Raw genomic sequence first — 21,324 nt, 5'->3', positions numbered from 1 at the left:
GTCCTTTCAGGTATCCTTGGCGGGGAGGGGAGTGGGGCGGGACGGCATGGCGGTGCGCAGCTCGGTGGTCGGCCTGATCTGCTGGGCCAGCGTCGCCGATTCGGTGGCTGCAGCGGTGGCGGTGGCGATCGCCTGGGCGCGGCTGCTATGAACCGGGCTGACGCTGGCGGCTGTGGTCGCGTGCGGCGTGCTGGCTGGCGCTGCTGCTGGGGCCGTTGCTGCCGGGCGCGCATGCGTCGCGGGCGGCGGCGTCGACGGCTTGTGCAGCTTGCCGATCAGATTCTCGATCACCGCGAGCTGGCCCTTGTAGAGCTCGGCCTGCGCCTTCAGCGCCTGCTCAAGTAAGATCCTCATCGCCGAATTATGCGTGTCCGCGACCTCGCGCAGATCGTCGGTCAGCGATTGCGATGAGTCCATCGCCCGCTTGAGGAACGGGAAGCTTCCGCGGCTGATCATGAATGCGCATCCTTTCTGAATGTGATTTCGAGTGCATCGCCGTTCATCTTTGCGCCCGCCGTCTGCATTGCTACCAGGGCGCGGGGTAGCAGGATGACGCGCTTGAACGTCCCGATCCGGATGAAGAGATCCTCGTTGTCGCGGGAGATCTCGACCTTGTCCTTTGGTGCGAACCGGAGCTGCACCGACAGCCTGTGCTCGTTGTCGGAGATCTTGGCAAAGCCGAACGGCGCCGTCGAAATGCGAACCTCGGCCGGGTCGGCCTCGCCATAGAGCTGGGCGCCGAACTCCTCCAGCCGTTCGACACCGACCACCTCGCTCCGCTGGAACGGGATAATCGCGATCGGCACCGGGTCGAAGTAGCTATGCACCGTGTCGATCATTGCGGTCTGCCGCTCCACCCAGTGCGAGAAGTAGCCGTCGCCTTTGGGTAGCATGCGGTTCACGACGACGATGTCAATGGCGATCCCGTAGAGGTTGAAATACATGTAGGCACGCTGGGTCTCGCGGACGACCATCTGGTCAGGCACCGTGACCAGGCGGAGCGAGGTGATGGTCGGATCGTGCAGCATCGTCTCGACGCCTTCGAGCTTCTCGAACAGGCTCTGCAGCGCAGCGAAATAGCCGTCCTCGGGCAGCATCATGGACTCGCCGCCGAACTTCTTGGCAATCGGCCGCAACACGCTGGCGACCCGGCGGTCGATCTTGAGCCGCTTGCGCACATACCAGTCGATCGAGCCGATGATGGAGACGAAGCGCAAGGACTCGCTGGTCGGTGGGCAGTCGACCACGATCACGTCATAAGTGGCCTCGCGGGCATATTGGTTGATGTGGAGGAGGGCGATGATGTCCTCCATGCCCGGCATGATCGCCGCCTCCTCGGCGACGATGCCGTCGAGCCCGCCGCCCATCAGGAGATAGGCGATGTATTTGTAGACGTCACCCCAGTTGCGCTGCATCTCCTCCTGGACGTCGATCTCCTGGAAGTCGAGATTGTCGCGGACCTTCACGGGCTGACCGCGCGCGGTGCTGAACAGCTCCTCGCTCATGTTGAAGCTGTCGGCGAGGCTGTGCGCGAGGTCGAACGACATCACGATGGTCTTGCGGCCGCGGGCGGCGAGCGCCACCGCGGTCGCGGCAGCCACGGTGGTCTTGCCGACCCCGCCCTTGCCGGAGACCATGATGATGCGCGGCTTGGCCCGCGAAGGTTCAGTCCCGGTCATGAAGGTCGCAACTCCGATGCTGTGACACCACGCGGGGGCGACATGTCGCGCAGCCGCTCTGCAATGGCGCGGGCGATCAGCGCCACGACGGCCGGCAGTGCGTGATGGATGAAGAAGTGATTGCCGTCGAACATCTCACAGGCGAGAGGCGCCGACGTCATGGCCTGCCAGCTCTGAAGCTCGGGCAGCCCGGCGATCGGATCGCTGCGGCCGCCGATCGCCAGGATCGGACAGGACAAAGGCGGGCGCGGGCTCCAGCGATAGGTTTCGCACAGCCTGAAGTCGGCCCGCAGCGCCGGCAGCACCAGCGCCAGCAGCTCGGGCTCGTCGAGCAGCATGGACGGCAGGCCGCCGAGCTCGGTGACGGCCGCCACGAACGCGGCGTCGTCGAGATGGGACACGTCGCGAAACTGGCGCGGCAGATTGGGCGCGCCGTGTCCCGAGACGATCAGCAGCTCGGGCATCGGCAGGCCGCGCTGCTGCAAGGCGTGCGTCAGCTCATAAGCGAGCATTGCACCCATGCTGTGGCCGAACAGCGCGTAGGGCCGGTCGAGCCAAGGCGTGATGGCTGGGACGAGCTGCGAGATCAGCGCGTGCGCGTCGTCGATCGCGGGCTCCATGATGCGACGCTCGCGGCCCGGCAGGTGCACGGGCGAGAACGCGATCCAGCCCGGCAGCCGTGACGGCCATTCACCGAAGCTTGCGGCATTGCCGCCGGCGAAAGGCAGCGCGAACAGCCGCAGCCGGCGTGGCGTCTCGGGATCGCCGCCGATCCAGGCGCGCCCGGTGCCGCTCTTCGTGCCTGATGCAGGTGACGTCGCGATCATGCGTCCGGCTCGAAGGTTGCGCTGGGTTGCATGATCGGGGTGAAGACGTCCCGGCCTTCGGGGCCGGGCGGAATGTCGCCGATCCAGCCTTGGATGTGGAGCCATTGGCAGATCTCATCGACCGCCGCCTCAACATCGGTATGAGCCAGCGCCTCGTCGATGACCTTGCGTGTCTCGGAGATATCGAACGGGTGCGGCGCCGTGTTGAAATAGGGATCGATCCGCTTGAAGTTGGCGCCGAGCAGCTGCGCGCATTGATATTCGATGATGGCGCCGCCGCCGCGGATCGCGAGCCGCACCAGCAGCATCGGCTCCTTCGGCGACAATAGCCATTGGCCGTAGCCCCAATCGGCGATGCCGTTGACGATCTCGGGCTTCACCGACAGCGGCTTGCGGCCGCAGCCGACTGAGAGCACGCTGATGCTTTCGATGTCGATCGGCTCGCCGGCGGCGCGGCGCTGCTCGAACACCGCCGAGACCGCGCACATCGACGGATTGTTGGCAACGAGCCCGCCGTCGAGATAGCCGATGTCGCCGCCGGCGATGCCGGCGAAGATCGGGCTGATCACCGGGATGTTGCTGGTGCGCAGGGCGACGTCGACGACGCGCTCGTCGGGCGAGTAGTCGAGGATGCCGGGGATGTTGTGGAACAGCCGCGGACGCCATTGCCGCTGCCGCTCGCTGGCGTTCTCGTGATGCAGCTGGAAGGCGGGCACGATGACGCGCCGCTTGAGATCGCCGAGCCTTGTGTCCGCGCCGAAATAGCTGACCAGGAAATCGATCATCCGGCTGCGGTCGTCGAACGCCTTGGCGCCGACGAAGCCGGCGACCAGACGCGTCGGCTTGAAGGTGAAGGTGGTGTCGAGGATATGCTCCCAGAAGCTCAGCGCGCCTTCGATGCCGTGATCGGGATCCTCATGGGCGGCGAGGAACAAGGCGTTCAGGCCGCCGGCCGATGTGCCGGCGATGATGTCGGCACTGTCGAGGAAATGACCGCCATTGCGCCCGATGCGGTCGGCCGTGCGGCGCAGCACCTCGGCCGTGATGTAGCCGCTGATGCCGCCATCCATCGCGAGGATGCGCTGATGTGTCATGGCTGGACTCCATCGCCCGTGGCGAGACCGTTGGTGATCGCTGCGGCAAGGGCTGCGACGGACTTGCGACCCAGCAAGGTCAGATGCGCCGCGCGCACCACTTCGATCCGCGGCGCGATCGCCAGATGAGCGCTGACGGTCGCCACCAGCGGATCGTCGGGAGCGATCCTGCCATCGAGGCTGGCGCGCACGATCAGCGTCGCTCCGCCGTATGGGCCTGACCGATAGTCGAGCCAGGCCCGGCTGAGCGCGGTGAAGCACGGCCAGCGGCTGATCAGCTCGCGGGCGAGCCCGATCATCGCGCGGCTGACGCTGGTGTTGCGATCGCCGGCCAGCCGCGCGAGATCGGTGATGTCGGCTCGCGATCGCGGCATGCTGCGCAGCAATTCGCGGCCGAGGCCCACGACCAATGCGGCGGCGCGGACCGGGCTGAGCTTGCCGCTGCGCCAGGGCAGGCCGGCGTCGATCAGCACGAGCTGCACCCGCTCACCTGCCGTCTCCAATTGCCGCGCCATCTCGAAGGCGATGGCGCCACCGAGCGACCAGCCGCCGACGCGATAGGGACCCTGTGGCGTGACGCGTTTGACCAGCGCCACATAGCTTGCAGCAAGCCGCGCAAGGTCTCTCGTTCGCGCGGCCGCCGGCGCCTCCAGGCCGAACACCGGCCAGTCCTTCGGCAGCGCCTCGGCCAGCGCGCCATAGCCGAGCGACGTTCCGATCGCCGGATGCACGAGGAAGAGCGGCGGCGCACGGCCCTCGCGCCGGAACGGCAGCACCTGGCTTGGCAGAGCCGCCGCGTCATGGTCGGAGGCGAGCGCAGCGGCGATCTGCGCGATGCTCGATCCTGCGAACAATGTCGCTAAAGCCAGCTCGCGGCCGGTGGCGCGATGAAGCCGGTCCCTCAGTGTCAGCAGCAGCAAGGAGTGGCCGCCGAGCGTGAAGAAGTCGGCGTCGCGGTCGAGCTCGGCGGCCTCTGCGAGATTGCGGCCGAGCACGTCGGCGACGATGGCCGCCACCTGCGTCTCGATCGCGCCGCTTGGAGCGGAGCGGCGCGGGGCAGGCGCGAGCTCCGGCGCCGCCAGCAGCGTCGCCACATCGAGCTTGCCATGCCGCGTCCGCGGCATCGCCGGCACCACGACGATGCGATCCGGGACGAGATAGGCCGGGAGACGCTCGCGCAAGAAAGCTGTCAACGATGGGCCTTCGAGCGTTGCGGAGCCGCGCGAGACGACGAAGGCGACGAGGCTGGCCTCATGGAGCGTCACCGTCGCCTCGGCGACATCAGGGTGCCGGCCAAGCGCAGCCTCGATCTCGGCGGGCTCGATGCGGTGACCGCGCAGCTTCAGCTGCTGATCGGTCCGGCCGAGATAGGCGATCTGCCCGTCGTGCTGTAGCCGGCCGCGATCGCCGGTGAGATAGAAGCGCTCGCCCGGCGCGAGCCGCAGATCGGTGCGGAAGCGCGCCGCCGTCTGCTCGGCATCGCCGAAATAACCGCGGGCAAGGCCGATGCCGCCGATCGCGATCTGGCCGGCGATGCCGCATGGCAGCGCAGCGCCCTTCGCATCGACCACGGCGACACGATGACCGCGAATTGGGCGGCCGATCGTCGGCGACGCGTCGCCTTTGACCCGCTCGATCGTGCTCCAGACGGTCGTCTCGGTCGGGCCATAGGCGTTGAACAGCCGTGTCGCGCCGGCCCATTCGCCGAGGCCGCCGGGGCAGGCTTCTCCGGCCACCACGACGCTGCGCAGCGAGGGATGATCGGCGGGGCGCAGGTGTAGCAGCATGCTGGGCGGCAACGTGACATGCGTCGCCCGGTCGGCGCGGATGCGGGCCGAGACGGAGAGCCGGTCGACGGTGTCGCCGTGGTCGGACAGCAGCAGAGTGCCGCCATGCGCCAGCGCCATCACGACCTCGAAGATGAAGGCGTCGAAGCTGATCGCGGCGAATTGCAGCACCCGCGCGCCCGTCCCGTCCGGGATGATGTCGTCGGCTTGGGCGTCGGCGAGATTGGACAGGCCGCCATGCTCGACCATCACGCCCTTCGGACGTCCGGTGCTACCGGAGGTGTAGATGAGGTAGGCGAGTTGTCCGGCGGCTGGCGGCGGCGACGCTCGTGGCACGGCGTTCGCGAGCAACTCGGTCACGGAGGGCTGCGGAACATCGGTCGCAAGAGGCTGCTGCGCCGGATCGGTGGTCAGGAGCATGGCCGGCCGCGCATCGGCGACCAGCTCGGTGATCCGCGCCGGCGGCAGATCATGGGCCAAAGGCAGATAGCAGCGGCCGCTGCGCCAGATCGCGAGCAGCGCGATGATCAGTGCCGGAGACGAAGGTCCGAGTACCGCGACAACTGTGCCGCCCGGCGTCAGCTCCGTCAGTGCGGCGGCGACTCTGTCGACCCGTGATGCGAGTTCGCCGTAGCTGATCTGCTCGCCGCGGCAGATCAGCGCCGGATGGCTCGGGTGCGCTTCGGCGCGGCGGGCGAAGCGTTCGGGCAGACTCACATAAGGCAGTGCGGGTGCGCCCGTCGCCTGCGCCGTCAGCGCTTCACGCTCGGCGGCTGTGATCAAGGCGAGGTCGGCAATCGCGGTCACGGGACGGGTCACGGCGCTCGTGAGCAGCGTCCGGAAGCGCGCGACGAACGCCTCCATGCTCACGCGTGAGAACACGTCGGCGGCGTAGGTCAGCACGCCGCGCCAGCCGCCGGCATCATCGGGAAACAGATGCAGCTCGAGATCGAAGCGGGTCGCCTTGTAGTCGGCCGAGAGGATCTCGACTGTGCTGTCGCCGAGCCGGCCCTTGGCCGGGAAATCCGGCTGCACCGATAGTGCTACCTGCACCAGCGGATTGCGCGAGGGATCGCGCGGCGGGTTGAGCGTCTCGACCAGCCGGTCGAACGGCGTCAGCGCATGGTCGAGCGCGGCCATCGCGGTGCGATGCGTCTGCTTGACCAGATCGGCGAAGCTGCGCTCCGGATCGAGCCGCTGGCGCATCACCAGCGTGTTGACGAAGAAGCCGATCAACGGCTCCAGCTCGGGGCGCGCGCGGTTGGCCGTGACCGAGCCGATGGCGAGATCGTGCTCGGCGGTGTAGCGATGGAGCAGAGCTGTGAACGCGGCGAGAAACACAGCAAAGGCGGACGTGCCGTTCTGGCGCGCCAGCGCGTCGATCAGGCGGCTATGCTGCGGCGGGATAGCGACCGCGACGGCGTCGCCTCTGTGGCTCTGCTGCGGCGGTCGCGGCCGATCGGTCGGAAGCTCGGTCACCGGCATGTCTGCGAGAGTCTCGCGCCACCATTCCAGCTCGTCGGAAAGCCGCTCGTTGTCGGCGGCTTCGTGATAGGCGAGGTCGGCATAATCGATCGCCAATGGCGGCAGCGTCTCGCCGCGATAAAGCGCGTCGAGGTCGCGCAGCAGCACGCCGATGCTCCAACCATCGGTGATGATATGGTGGAGATTGAGCAGCAGCGCGTGGTCGCGCTCGCCGAGCTTGATCAGTTCGGCCGCAATCAGCGGCGCGCGAGTGAGGTCGAACCGATGCTGGGCATGCCGCACAATGGCCGCGCTCAGCCGCTCGTCCCGCGCGTCGCGGGCAAGGTGAGCCAGGTCGCTCTGGCCAAGCCTGAATTCGACGCTCGGTGCGATCGACTGGTATGGCTCGCCGTCGCGCTCGCCGAACGAGGTTCGCAGCACGGCATGGCGCGCGATCAGCGCGCGCAGCGCGGCTTCGAGGCGCTCCGTATCGACGGGGCCGCTCAGCCGCAGCGGCAGCGGCGAGTTGTAGGCATAGTCGCCCGGCGACAACCGATCCAGGAACCAGAGCCGGCGCTGCGCTGACGTCAGCGGCGCCGTGCCACCCGTGGTGGGCAGCACCTTCGCGATCGGTGCGTGCTTCACCTGCGGCACGCGCGCCGCTGCTAGCTGCGCGTCCAGCGCGGCGCGTTGCGATGGCGAGAGCTGCCGCAGCCGCTCGGCGATGTCTGCTGCTGCCGTCATGAGGCCAGCGCCTCCGGCACGCTCTTGCCCGCGAGCTGATCCAGGCCGTCGAGCAGTGCGCTCAAGGTCGCCTTGTCCGTGCTTTCAGTCAGAGCCTGGCCGATGCTGCGGGCGAGGCCCGCCACTGTCGGCGCGGCGAAGAACGTCTTCAGAGACAGCCGAACGCCGAACTGATCGGCGATGCGCGCGAGCAACTGCACGGCGCGCAGCGAATGGCCGCCGAGATCGAAGAAATTGTCGTCGGCGCCGATCCGGTCGATGCCGAGCAACTGGCTCCACAGCGCGGCAAGCCCGCTCTCGATCTCGCCTTCGGGCGCGCGATAGGCGGTCCGGCGCTGGGAGGTCAGCGGCTGGAGTGCGGGCGTCGTCTCGGCGCTTGCCTCGCGCGCAATCCAGATCTGGCGGCGCTGCGCGAGATCTCCGCGCGTGACGACGAACTGCTCGGCGTCGCCCCGCAGGATGATGCGCATGATGGCCTCGAGGCTCTCCGACGGCCGCATCGCGAACGCATCCATGCTGGTGCCGGCGCCTGTCGCGAGCTCATCGTCGCGCGTGAGCCAACGATCCCAGTTGGTGCTGATCCAGTCGGTGGCGCCGCGCCAGCTGCGGAGCGCCGCGGCCGCGTCGAGCACCTGGTTGGCAGCGGAGTAGGCGGCAAAGCCGAGACCGCCGAGAATGGCGGCGTTCGAGGACAACAGCACCACGAAGCGCGGCGGCCTCGCGCAGGCGGCGACGGCGGCATCCAGGCCGTCGAGCCCGGCGAGCTTCGGCGCGAACTGCGTCGCGGCGTCCTCCGGCGTCAGCTGGAGGATCGGGCTGATCAGCGCCGTGCCGCTGGTGACGGCGGCCGCATGAATGATCCCGGCGACCGGCCCATGCTTCCGCTCGAGCGTCGCGATCGCCTGGGCCATGGCCACGGGATCGGCGACGTCAGCCTGCACGACCTCGATCGGCAGGTCTTCGCTGCGCCATTGTCGGAGCGCGGCGATGCGCTCGGTCTGGCTGGGATCGGCGAGGTCCCAGCGGCTTTCGTCCGGGAAGCCGGGCCGCACGATCAGTGCGACCGTGGCGCCGAACTGCCGCGCCAGGTGGCTGGCGAGCAGCCGGCCGACGCGGCCGAGGCCGCCCGTGATCACCACGAGATCACCGCGTGCAATGCCGCGGACGGCAGGCTGCTCGGCACTGAGTTGGACGGGTGTGTAGTCCTTGAGCCAGCGGCGGCGGCCGCGCAGCGCCACGATCGGCTCGACACTCACGGCCGCCGCTTCGCGCAGCAAGGCATCGATGGCAGCCTCGGGCGTTGCGCAGGGATCGAGATCGATGACGCAGGCTTCGCAGCCCGGAAATTCCTGTGGCAGAACCTGCGCCACGCCGAGCACCGTCGTGCGCGCCGGGATCAGCTCATCAGCGGGATCGACCAGCACCGCATGGCGTGTGGCGATCAGCGTGCGGGCCGGCGGCGCAAATCCCGCTGTGGCGCAGCCCTGCATCAGTGCGACGATGGACATGAAGCCATGGTCGACCTCGCCGGCGGGGCTTCGGTCGGCGTCTGCACTCCAGAGATGGACGGCCAACGCAGGCGCTGCGCCGGCCGCGATCAGCAAGAGGCCGAGATCCTCGGCTGATCCCGGGCGAACATGGAAGACATCCTGCTCGTCGATGGCGAAGCCATCACCGGGCCGCGCGCGCAACACCGGATCATGGCCGGCCGCGCGCAGTCCTTCGATCACGCCAGCCGCGAGCGCGCTGCCGTCATCGAACACCAGCGCGGCGCCGGTGGCGGCGTCGGTTCGCGGCACCCGCGGTAGCGCCCTCCGCCACGCCGGCAGATAGAACCATTCGTCGATCGGCTTGTCGGTTGCAGCACTGCGGCGCTTGCCGGGCGCCGGGGCGTCGATCCACAGCCGGTTGCGCTGAAACGGATAGGTCGGCAGCGGCACGCGAACACCGTCGGCGACACCAGCAGTCGCGGAGAGATCGACCTCGACGCCGGAGCACCAGAGCTGCGCGGCGGCGGTCAGCAGCACGGCCTTGTCGTCATCGGCGACGCCGGCCTTCCGCACAGAGGTCACGCGATGATGGCTCGCGTCACAGGCGGGATGCTGTGCGGCCAGTACGGTGCAGGCCTCGCCCGGACCGCATTCGATCAGCACCAAATCGGGCTCGCGCAACAGCGTGGCGAGCGCGCGGTCGAAGCGAACGGTGTGGCGCAGATGCGTGACCCAGTAGTCGGGTGTCAGCTCGCCGGCGCGAAGCCAGTCGCCGGTCAGGCTCGAGATGATCGGGCATAATGGCGCACGCTGCGGCACGCCCGTAAAGGCAGCCTTGAACTCCGGCATGACGGCATCGATCGCACGGGAGTGGCCGCCGACGTTCAGAACGAGGCGCTGGCTGCGCAGGCCGTGCGCGTCGAGCTTGCGTTCGAGCTGATCAATGGCGGCATGCGGCCCCGAGACGGTGCACAGATCGGGGCCATTGATGGCGGCGAGATCGACCTCTGGGCCTGCGAGGGCCATCACCGTGTCGCTCGCCGCCATGACGGCTAGCATCGCGCCGCCGGCATTCGCATCCTGGAGCGCCGAGCGCAACGCCACGATATGTGCGGCTTCTGCCAGCGTGAACACACCGGCAAGCGTCGCGGCGGCGTACTCGCCGAGACTATGGCCCAGCATGATGTCGGCCGTGACGCCGCGCGCCTGCCACAGCCGGCCCAGCGCGTAGGAGACCGCGAAAGTGGCGGGCAGGGTGATCCGGGCGCTGCGATCGGCGGGCGTGTCGGACGCATCGCGGATCAGCGGCAGCACGTCGACCCCCGCCGTGCCGAGATGCGCCGCGACCTCGAGCAACGCCTCGCGGAACGCCGGCTCCTGCGCAAGCAGCCCGCGCGCCATGCCGGGATAGGCGACACCGCCGCCCGGAAACAGGAAGGCGCATTTCGGCCGCATCAATGCCCGTGCCGACACGCGGCGACCGGCGCTGTCGCCTCGCAACGCCGCTGCCGCCTCGGCCGCGTCGCGCGCGACGATCGCGCCACGTTGGTCGTGAGCCGTGCGGCCGACCTGCTGCGTGTAGGCCGCGTCCGCCAGCGCGATCTGTCCTTCAGCAAGGCGGTCAGCGAGCGCCGTGCTCAGCCGGCCGACACCGTCGTCATCGCGTGTCGAGAACGGCAGCACGCGCCAGTCTCCATCCCGTTGCGCGGGGCGAGCCGGCGTGAAGCTCTCGACGATGACATGGGCATTGGTGCCGCCGATGCCGAAGGCGCTGACGCCGGCGCGGCGCACAGGGTCCCGCCATGGCTTGGATTCGATGGCAAGATAGAACGGACTGCCGGCGAAGTTGATCGCAGGGTTCGGCGTGTTGACGTTGATGGTCGGCGGGATGGTGCCGTCGCGCACGGCGCACACGGCCTTGATCAGCCCGGCGACGCCGGCCGCGGCATCGAGGTGGCCGACATTGCCCTTCAGGCTGCCCAGCGCACAGAAGCCGTTGCGCTGCGTCGTCTCGCGAAACGCCTGCGTGAGTGCGCTGACCTCGATCGGATCGCCGAGCCTCGTGCCGGTGCCATGCGCCTCGATCAGTCCGATCTCGTCGGCCGTGATGCCCGCGAGCTGCTGCGCCAGCAGCACCGCCTCGGCTTGGCCTTCGACGCTCGGCGCGGTGAAGCTCATCTTGCGCCCGCCATCATTGTTGATGGCGCTGCCGCGGATCACGGCATGGATCATGTCGCCATCGGCAACCGCTTCCGACAGGCGCTTCAACACGACCATCGCAGCGGCGTTGCCGGGCACGATGCCGTCGCCCGCGGCATCGAACGGGCGGCAATGGCCGTCGCGGGCCAGCACGGATCCTTCCTGATGCAGGTAGCCGCCCGTGAGCGGCAGGCTGACGGTGACGCCGCCGGCCAGCGCGACATCGCATTCGAAGGCCAGCAGAGCGCGGCACGCCATGTGGACCGCGACCAGCGACGTCGAGCACCCCGTCTGCACGTCGACGGCCGGTCCGTGCAGGTCGAGCTTGAAGGCCAGCCGGGTCGCGAGAAAATCCTTCTCGTTGCCGATGAAGATCTGATCGTCGCCTTCGGCAGCTTGCGGATTGTCGGTGAGGTTCGACAGCCAGTAGCCCGCGCGGGCGGCGCCGGCGAACACCCCGGTCCAGCCGGCGATGCCGCCCTTGCGATAGCCCGCGCTTTCGAGCGCGGCGTGGCCGACCTCGAGCAGCAGCCGATGCTGCGGATCCATCAACATGGCTTCGCGCGGCGAATAGCCGAAGAACTCGTGATCGAAACAGTCGGCGTCATCGAGCACAGCCTTCGCGCGCACGTAGTCCGGTCGGGCGGAGAGCGAGGTGGGGACACCGGCCTTGGCAAGGTCGTCGTCGCTCAAGGGGCGCACGGTTTCGACGCCTTCCTGGAGATTGCGCCAGAATGTCTCGACATCATCAGCGCCGGGGAAACGCCCGGCCATGCCGATCACGGCGATGGCTTCGTGCGGGGTCGAGGAGCTCTCGGTCATCGCAAGCCCTCACTACGCATGCGCCGCGCCCGCCCACGAATCCCGCTCGCGCTGCTCACGGCCGCCGGCTGCGCCGCCGTGCCGATGTGACGCGCCAGCGCCGACACCGTCGGAAACTGGAACAGGTCGGCGATGGCGAGCGGCACGGCGAAGCTGCTCATCAGTTTGTCGTAGGCTTCCACGAGCAGCAGGGAATTGCCGCCGAGCTCGAAGAAGGTGCTGTCGACGTCGATGTCGTCCCGGCGGAGCACCGCGCCCCAGATCGCAGCGATCGTCTGTTCAGTCTCAGTGCAAGGCGCGAGATAGTTCGGCGTCGGCGATGCGAACGGCCGCCCGACAGCAGCCAGCGCGGCGCGATCGACCTTGCCGTTGGCGGACAAGGGAAGCGCATCGAGCTGCAGGAAACGGGCGGGCATCATGTAGTCGGGCAGGCGGGGCCGGAGCCAGTCACGCAGGGAATGGGGCGCGAGACCGGGCGAGCTTGCGATGATGTAGGCGACAAGCTGGCGGTGGCCGGCCGCATCGACCTCGGCGATTACGGTGCAATCGGCAACGCCGGGATGAGCGGCAAGCACCACCTCGATCTCGCCCGGCTCGACGCGGTAGCCCCGGATCTTGATCTGATTGTCGCGACGCCCCAGGAAGGCGAGACGCCCGTCGCGGTTGAGCTTGACGAGGTCCCCCGTGCGATACATCCGCTCGCCGGCATCTGCGGCGAACGGATCTGCCACGAAGCGATCGGCGTAGGCGTCATCACCGAGATAGCCATCGGCAAGCTGAAGGCCGGCGATGCAAAGCTCGCCTGCGAGTCCGTAGGGCTGCGGCCGGCCTTCCGGATCGAGGACATACAGTCGATTGCCCGGGAGCGCGCGCCCGGCCGATGGCAGCATCGGCCATTGCGAGGGATCGCCGTCGAGCACGTCCTCGCTCACCACATGGGTCTCGGCGGGACCGTACTGATTGATCAGCCGCAGGCCGGGATGCGCCATGAAGAATGCGCGGACCTCTTCGGTGAGCTGGGGCTGCTCACCCGCGGTGATGATCTCGCGCAGCGATACGAGGCGCTGCCCGGAGCTGACGGCGCCGCGTGCCAGAAGCGCGAGCAGCGGGAACGGGAGAAAAACCCGCTCGATCTGTTCTCGTGCCATCAGCGTGGCGAGTTGCAGCGGATCGCGCCGTTGTGCTTCCGGCGCCGGGACCAGCGTGCCGCCCGTCAGCACCGTGAACAGCACCTCCTGAATCCCAACGTCGAAGCCGACCGCGGAGGCCAGCAGCGTCCGCATCGGCTGCGGCCGGATGGCGAGCTGAGATGTCATCAGGTTGGCGAAGGCGCGCACGGGCATGCGGATGCCCTTCGGCGTGCCGGTCGATCCCGAGGTGAATACGATGTAGAGCGTGGCGTCGTCGCGCCTGTCATGCGGCGCCGCAGCGTCGCGGCCCGCGCGATCTATCAAATTCGGGACGGTCGTAGACGGTGCACTGATCGCCGCGTCGATTCCATGTTCGTTGGCGCAGAGGACAAGCGCGGCACCGGCGAGCCCGATCTGTTGTGCGAGGCGGATCGGCGGCAGCTCAGGATCAACGGGTGCAAATGGGAAGCCGAAGCGGGCGCAGGCCAGCATGGCGGCGACGAGATCGCGGCCGCGGGGCAGCACCAGCGCGACCACGTCTCCGGCCGCAAGACCTCGTGCGGCGAGCGCCGAGCCGATGCGATCGGCACGCTCATAGAGCTGATCATAGGTGAGATCGGGACCGCAGCCGTCATGAAAGGCGCAGCGTTCGCCAAACCGCTCGCGCGCTTTTTCCAGCAGCGCGCGTAGATCAACGAGCGGTGCCGGACCGCCGTCACCAGCCGCGATGATTTCGGCCTGTGCGGCCGCATCAAGCAGGGGATAGCTGGTGAGCGGACGGCCTGGTTTCGCGAGCGCGGCCGTGAGCCAGACCTTCAGCATGCTGATCAGGTCCGTGATCGTCGCGCGATCGAACAGCTCGCTGTTGTAGAACAATGTGCCCGTCAGCCCGGCGTCGACATCGCGTGCGCCGGTCCAGCTCTGCCGCCCGTCCCATAGATGCAGCTCGAGATCGAAGCGCGCCGCCGGCAGCCGATAGGGGAACGCCGCCGTCGACAGGCCGTCGAGCTGTAGCGGCAGCATCGGCGCATTCTGCAGCGCGAACAGCACCTGCACCAGCGGATTGCGGCTGGTGTCGCGCGGCAGATTGAGCTCGTCGACCAGCTTCTCGAACGGCAGCTCCTGATGCGCCTGGGCTTGGATCATCGTCTCGCTCGTGCGGCGGACGAGATCGCTGAAATCCAGCGCTGTCTCGAGATCGAGCCGGATCGCCAGCGTATTGACGAAGAAGCCGATCAGGTTCTCCAGCGCGGGATCGGTGCGTCCGGCGACGGGCGTGGCGATCGCGAAATCAGTCTGCGCAGCAAGCCGGCCGAGCACGGCGCGGAATGCGGCGAGCAGCACGCAATAGAGCGTCGTCGATTGCTGCCGCGCCAGCTCGCGGGCCGCCGCGATCAGCTCCGGTTCGAGGCTGACATCGATCGCATCGCCGCGCAGCCGCCCGAGCGCCGGCCTGGGCCGGTCGAGCGGCAGGTCGAGCGCGGGCAGGCCGGCAAGCGCGGACTTCCAGAAGTCGAGCAGATGCTGCAGCCGCGCGCCGCTGAGCGCGGTTCGCTGCGCGACGCTGAAGCTCGCATAGTCGGTCGCGAGCGGGGGTAGGTTGGGGTCGTGGCCACTTCGGCGCGCTGCATAAGCGGCTGCGAGATTGCGATTGAAGACCGCGAGCGACCAGCCATCGGCGCAGATGTGATGGAGCACGACGACGAGGACATGACGCTGCGGCGTCAGCCGGATCAGCCTGGTTCGGAGCACGGCCGCGCGCAGATCGAACGGCATGGCGACTTCAGCGTCGACCAGGCTCCGGACGACATCCTCATCCGCCGCATCGACGAGCGGCAGCGTAACGCGCATCGTGGGCAGCACGGTCTGCACGGGCTTGCCGTCGATCTCGGCAAAGACGGTGCGCAGCGGCGCGTGTCGCGCGACGAGATCGTTCAGCGCCTCCGTCAGAGCGGCAACGTCGAGCGGGCCCGACAGATCGAAGGCGCCGGGGATGTTGTAGGCCGGGCTGCCGGGATTGAGCCGGTCGAGGAACCACAGCCGCTGCTGCGCAAATGACGGTGGATAGCTGTTCGGCTGATCGGAGCGGCGGCTGAGCAGCTCGGTCAGCAACGCGCGCTGCTCAGCCGTGGACATCTTGGCCAGATCGGAAGCGAGCCGCGCCGAGGTCATGTCGGTTGCCCCTCCGCAAGCAGCCGCTCGAGTAGCCGATTGACCTCATCGCCCGACATCACCTCGACCATGCGGCGCGCCTCTTCGCTCACGGGCCGAGCCACATCGACGGCAGGGGTAGCCGTGGTGAGCGGCTGCGCGGCCGCGAGATGGTCGAGCGCCGCTGCGAGCCGAACCGGCGTGGTGTGCGCAAACAACAGGTCGGGCGTGACCGGCAGTGCGAAGCGCAGCCGCAGGCGCGACACGACCTGGATGGCCTGCAGCGAGTCGCCGCCGAGATCGAAGAAGTCGCCATCACGGGGCAGGTCGCCCCGCCCGAGCACCTCGGCGAAGATGTCGCGAATGCCGTGGACGCGAGCCGTTGCAGCGTCGACGACAGCGCCATTGGTGGTCGCCGCGTGTCCGGCGACCGCGGTCCAGCGTGCCAGGCGTTCGTCGAGATCTCCGCCGCAGACGACGATCTGCCCGGTCAAGCCTCCGGCAACGGCGCGCTCGATGGCCTCCATCGCCTGTGATGTCGTGAGCGCGTAGCGCGCCGATGCAACATCATCTGCCTCCAGTCCTTCCGACCAGGCGTCCCAGCACAGCGAGGCCCAGCGGCCGGTGCGCTCCGCATAAGCGTCGAGCCAGGCATTCGCGGCCGCGTAGGAGGAGAAGCCGAGCCCGCCGAGCAGGGACGCGAGCGACGACATCAGGATGCGCACGCTCAGCTCGCGCTCGCCGAGCACGTTGTCGAGCGCCTGCACGCCTGCAACTTTTGCCGCGAGCATGTGCTGCGACGTGGCGTCGTCGGTGTCGGGAATGGATGCGAAGGCGCGAGTCTCCGCGGCCATGTGGATGATGCCGTCGAGCGGCCCGAACGTCTCCTCGGCGGCCGCGACCGTCTTGGCGAGCGCGTCGATGTCTGTGACGTCGCACGAGAACGCCTGCGCAGATCCGCCGTGGGCCGTCACGTCGTCAAGCCGGCGAGCAATGTCATCGGGCACCGAGCGGCCGAGCAGCGACAGGCGGGCGCCATGCCGTCTGGCGAGCTCGCGCGCCACGGTCAGGCCGAGCCGGCCGAGACCGCCGGTGATGAGATAGTGGCCGTCGAGCCTGGCACTCTGGTCGACAGCCCCGAACGGACGAAAGCTCCGTTCCAGCATGCGATCGCCGCGCAAGGCAGAGATCGAGGCACCTGGTGACGCGCAGGCGGTGACCACAGCGGCGTCTCTTACCTCACGGGCGACATCGACGATGCGCACTGTGACGTTCGGCTGCTCCTGACCCAGCACGATGGCCGGCCCGAGCATCAGGGCGACATCGGGATCGGGGCGGTCGCTGCTGTCGACGGCGAAGACATCGCGCGCGAGAACAATCAGGTCGATCGGAGCAGCGACACTGGCTGCCGCCAGCGCAGCGCCGACCCTGAGCAACGAGTGATAGCCGCGCTCGCGCGGATCGCCGCCGATATTTTGCAGCAGCGCAAGGTGCACGATGCGGTCGGGCATCCCGGCACGCAGGCGCGCGATCAACGCGTTCCTGTCGGCCGCTGCCGACACTTGCACCAGCCGTCCCCCAGCGCGGTCGACGGCGGCAGCGATGGTCCAGGTGAGGTCACTCTCGCGCTCGCCAACGATCCAGGTCGTTCCGTTCAGCGCACGCGGAATCCGTCGCGGCCGGCGTTCCCATGCGGGGACGAACAGTGTCTCGCTTTGTGGAGATGGCTGGATGGCAAGAGGTGCTGGCAATGCGAGATCCGCGATCATGTCCACGGTGTAGCGGGTGGCGCGGAATGGATAGGGCGGCAGCGACACCGGCTGTCGCCGCCGGCCCTCGTTGAAGGCCTGCCAATCCAGCTCGCAGCCTTGCGCATAGAGCTCCGCGATCGCCGTGTAGGTGGCGCGTGCATCGTCGATGCCGGACGATGACGGCTGCGGAAGCACGGCCACGATCTCGGTCTCGGGCGTGCGCGCGGCATGCCGACGCGCGAAGCCGCCCAGGGTTCGTCCGGGTCCAACCTCAATCAGCATGTGGTGGCCCTGCGCCAGCACCGACGCTAACCCATCGAGGAAGCGCACGGGTGAAAGCGCCTGGCGGATCCAGTAGGCAGGATCGCAAGCCTCGCCGCTGCTGAGCCACCCGCCATGGACATTGGAGGCGATGGGAATACGCGGTGCAGCCAATGGCGTCCGCGCGAGCGTCACCTTGAACGTGTCGAGCGCGGGCTCCAGCAGGTGCGAATGGAAGGCGCGGCTGGCCGGTAGTCTCCGCGTCTGCACGCCCATCGCTCTCCAGCGCGCGTCCTGCTGCGCAATCGCTTCCGGCGTGCCGGAGATCACGCATTGCGTCGCTGCATTGATGGCGGCGAGCCGCAGGTCGGGGCCCAGCTCGCCGATGGCAGCCTCGCTCAGGGTGACCGCGAGCATCGCGCCCTCGGGGCTCGCCTGCATCGCTTCGCCGCGCGCGACCACCAGCGCCAGGGCGGCATCTTCCGACATGACGCCGGCGAGGCAGGCCGCGGTCAGCTCGCCGATGCTGTGACCGATCAGGCAGTCCGGGACGAGCCCCCAATGCATCAGGAGGCGGCCGAGCGCATATTCGATCACGAACAGCGCCGGCTGGGTCCACCGGGTGTCGCCGAGGACTGCCGTGTCCAGGCGGCCATTTTCGATCACTTGCCGGATATCGGTCCCGGTCAGCCGCAGGATCGTCGCGGCACAACGATCGACGACATCCTTGAACCGCGGCTCGGTGCGGAAAAGGGCGCTGCCCATGCCGATGAATTCCGCGCCCTGGCCGGGACACATGAAGCACAGCGGCCGCTTCGTGGCGCCGACGCGGCTCGAGATCATCGCGCCACGACCATTGCAGATGTCACGAGCTTCGCTGGTGGTCGTCGCCACGATCACCCGCCGCCTGGAGAAGTGACGCCGACGCGTCTGCAGCGTGAAAGCGGCGTCGGCGAGATCTGGCGGCTGTGACGCCGACAGCGCGACACCGAGGCGGCGGACCATCGCATCAGCAACATCGTCGTCCGGTGCCGAGAGCGACAGGATCAGCGGACGCTGGTTGGTCGCCTCGCGAGCCGCCGGCGCAGGCGCTTCCTGCAACACGGCATGCGCGTTGGTGCCGCCGATGCCGAACGAGCTGACGGCCGCAAGCCGGGCACGGTCCGACGTCCATGGCTGCAGACGGTCGTTGATGGCGAACCGCGTGCGCCCCAGCTCCAGCTTGGGATTGGCGCTACGATAGTGCAGGGTCGGCGGGATCTCCCGGTGATGGAGCGCGAGCGACGCCTTGATCAGGCCGGCGACGCCTGCGGCGGCCTTGAGATGCCCGACATTGCTCTTCAGCGAGCCGATCCAGCAGCGCGGCGCTCTCGGCTCGGGCGGTCCGAACGCCTCGGCGAGCGCGGCGATCTCGATCGGATCGCCCATCACGGTGCCGGTGCCATGCGCCTCGATGAAGCCGATCTCGGCCGGATCGACGCCGGCCACCTTGCGCGCCAGCGTCAGCACATCAGCCTGCCCATGAATGCTGGGTGCCGTAAAGCCGACCTTGCGGCCGCCATCATTGTTGATCGCGGTGCCGCGGATCACCGCATAGATGCGATCGCCGGCGTCGAGCGCATCCTCGATCCGCTTGAGCGCGACGACGCCGACACCGTTCGAGGGCAGGGTGCCGGCTGCGTCGGCATCGAACGGCCGGCAGCAGCCATCCGGCGACTCCACCGAACCATGCGCGAAGGTATAGCCCTCCGCATTGGGCGTGCTGATCGACACGCCGCCGGCCAATGCGAGATCGGACTCGAACGTCAGCAGCGACTGGCAGGCCAGGTGAACCGCGACCAGCGAGGTCGAGCAGGCGGTCTGCACCGTGAGGCTCGGCCCGCGCAGATCGAGCTTATAGGACACGCGGGTGGCGAGGAAATCGGGGCTGTTGCCGAAGAAGATTGGTGTCGACTTCGCGGCTTCCACGACCCCGCGCGTGCGCGCGAGCAGGGCGGCCTGATGGCTCTGCTCGGCCTCGCCGGCGAAGACGCCGATCCAGCCCTTGAACGTCGCGGGATCGCAGCCGGCGTCTTCGAGCGCGTGCCAGCAGCTCTGCAGAAACCAGCGATGCTGCGGATCGAGATAGGCGGCCTCGCGCGGCGCAATGCCGAAGAACTCCGCATCGAAGCAGTCGCCGTCGTCGATCAGGCCCTTGGCCCTGACATAATCGGGATGGTCGACCAGCGATGCCGGGAGACCGGCCGCAATCAACTCGTCGCGGGAGAAGCGGCGTACGCCATCGCGCCCCTCGCGCAGCAGCGACCAGAATGCCGCGATGTCGGCGGCGCCGGGGAAACGCCCGGCCATGCCGACGATTGCGATGCTGGCGGGGAGCACGGGGGCCGAAGTCATGTGACGGCAGCCGCACGCGCGATGGAGTTGCCGGCATAGGCGGCGGCGAAGCCGATCAGCGCACTCGCGAGCATCAGGCTGAAGATCGGTGCATGCTCGATGGTTTCGATGATTCCGGCCGTGGCCGAGATGGCTGCTGCCAGCACCGTCATCAGGAAGGTGACCAGCGCCGAGGAGGTCGCGATGTCGCGCGTCGCCTCGCTGAGCGCCGCCGACCGGCCGACCACCACCGCCATGCCGAGACCGAAGGTGAAGGTGCCGGCTGCGACCAGGATCAGCGTCACCGAGGGCTCGAGCACGCTGGTGAGCCAGCCGATGGCCGCGCCTGCGACCGCCAAGCCGCAGCCGATGAGGATGTTGGCGTGAAGCGACAGCCATTGCCGCCGCAGCGACTCCCGCACCACGATCGATCCGATGATGAAGGGCAGAAAGGCGACGAAAGCCAGAATGCCGTAGGTATGGACAGACACCTTCAGCCGGTGCATGAACAGGAACGGCGCGCCGATGAAGAAGATGGTCAGCGCGCCGGTCAGGCAGCCGATCATGGTGGCGTACAGCACCAGCCGCCGCTGACCGAGCGCGATGCGATAGCTCTCCAGCGTAACGACCAGATGCGGTCGGGCCTTGTCCTGTTCGACCGGCGGGGTGAGGGTCTCCGGACTGGCGAAGGCAAACGGGCCGAGCGCGAGCACGACGGCGGCCAGCACCGCGAACAGCCCGCGCCAGCCGAGCGTGCCAACCAGGGACGTGCCGATGATGGGAGTGAGCGCTGAGGCGAGCGCCAGCGCCGTCCCAAGCCGCGCGAGGATCATCAATGTCGCCTGGGCATCCCGGCTGTCGCGGATCATTGCCTGGCCGACCGTCGGCAGGACACCGGCGCCGACCGATAGAATAAAGATGCCGACGAACACGCCGGCGACGAACTGCGCCACCGCGGCGGTCACGGCGCCGACTGCGAGCAGCGCGATCCCCCCGATCAGCACCGGACGGCGGCCGAAACGATCGGCGAGGGGACCCACCACGATCTGGACCGAGGCATAGCCCGTCAGGAAAACGCTCATCAGCATCTGCGAACGGCCAGCGGAAATCGCAAAGTATCGACCGATCTCCGGCAGAGCCGGAGCGAAAACGAAATTTGATAGCTGCGACATCACGATGGCTGCACCTGCCAGCGTCGGAATGAAGCGTGTATCGAGCTTGGAAGCTTCGCTCATTTGTCCGACGGAGTTGCCGCACACCGAATCATGACAACAGACTATCCGATTAGAAGCGGTGTCCCTGTGAACTATCGCATAAGTCGCACCATATAATTTGGTGCAAAGGCGAACAAGGACGCGGAGCCGTTGTGCACAGCCACGGCAACTACAAGACTTCGAATTGAATCGGAGTCGTCGTAGTTCGATTGAAACGACCGACTAATTTAGCGTGTAGCTGTCGTGCGCCGAGGCGCAGGTCTGCCTGATGGTGCGCCAGCACCATGCTTGTGTACGATGATGGGAATTTGAGTTGGTCTCAGGTAAGATCGGCGCTG

At 68.0% G+C, this 21,324-nt stretch carries 9 protein-coding genes; all 9 read right to left on the bottom strand.

The window, feature by feature from the left end:
* Positions 1-6 precede the first annotated feature (6 nt).
* From ACVILH_RS28290 to ACVILH_RS28250, 9 genes are read right to left on the bottom strand one after another with little or no spacing between them, the layout of a single operon-like run.
* A complete protein-coding gene (locus ACVILH_RS28290) occupies positions 7-456 on the bottom strand; it encodes a hypothetical protein (protein ID WP_456715817.1) in 450 nt (149 codons plus the stop codon).
* A complete protein-coding gene (locus ACVILH_RS28285; protein WP_456715816.1) occupies positions 453-1,679 on the bottom strand; it encodes an ArsA family ATPase in 1,227 nt (408 codons plus the stop codon). The genes ACVILH_RS28290 and ACVILH_RS28285 overlap by 4 nt, the downstream gene beginning before the upstream one ends.
* Positions 1,676-2,506: a thioesterase II family protein gene (locus ACVILH_RS28280; RefSeq protein WP_456715815.1), complete on the bottom strand. Its 831-nt coding sequence runs from the start codon at positions 2,504-2,506 to the stop codon at positions 1,676-1,678. The genes ACVILH_RS28285 and ACVILH_RS28280 overlap by 4 nt, the downstream gene beginning before the upstream one ends.
* On the bottom strand, positions 2,503-3,600 hold the full coding sequence (locus ACVILH_RS28275) for a patatin-like phospholipase family protein (protein ID WP_456715814.1): 1,098 nt from the start codon (positions 3,598-3,600) through the stop codon (positions 2,503-2,505). Before ACVILH_RS28275 ends, ACVILH_RS28280 begins: the two co-directional genes overlap by 4 nt.
* Positions 3,597-7,595: a non-ribosomal peptide synthetase gene (locus ACVILH_RS28270; RefSeq protein WP_456715813.1), complete on the bottom strand. Its 3,999-nt coding sequence runs from the start codon at positions 7,593-7,595 to the stop codon at positions 3,597-3,599. The genes ACVILH_RS28275 and ACVILH_RS28270 overlap by 4 nt, the downstream gene beginning before the upstream one ends.
* Entirely contained in the window at positions 7,592-12,106 is a 4,515-nt protein-coding gene (locus ACVILH_RS28265; RefSeq protein ID WP_456715812.1) for an SDR family oxidoreductase, read from the bottom strand. The genes ACVILH_RS28270 and ACVILH_RS28265 overlap by 4 nt, the downstream gene beginning before the upstream one ends.
* Complete coding sequence (locus ACVILH_RS28260; protein ID WP_456715811.1) at positions 12,103-15,408, bottom strand: amino acid adenylation domain-containing protein; 3,306 nt, start codon at positions 15,406-15,408, stop codon at positions 12,103-12,105. Before ACVILH_RS28260 ends, ACVILH_RS28265 begins: the two co-directional genes overlap by 4 nt.
* The gene (locus tag ACVILH_RS28255; RefSeq protein ID WP_456715810.1) at positions 15,405-19,793 is read right to left on the bottom strand and encodes a type I polyketide synthase; all 4,389 of its coding nucleotides are present in this window, start codon (positions 19,791-19,793) and stop codon (positions 15,405-15,407) included. The genes ACVILH_RS28260 and ACVILH_RS28255 overlap by 4 nt, the downstream gene beginning before the upstream one ends.
* Complete coding sequence (locus ACVILH_RS28250; RefSeq protein WP_456715809.1) at positions 19,790-21,007, bottom strand: MFS transporter; 1,218 nt, start codon at positions 21,005-21,007, stop codon at positions 19,790-19,792. The genes ACVILH_RS28255 and ACVILH_RS28250 overlap by 4 nt, the downstream gene beginning before the upstream one ends.
* Positions 21,008-21,324: the final 317 nt, after the last annotated feature.

The sequence above is a fragment of the Bradyrhizobium sp. USDA 4353 genome, assembly GCF_054063215.1.
This window is presented reverse-complemented; position numbering and strand designations above follow the sequence as displayed.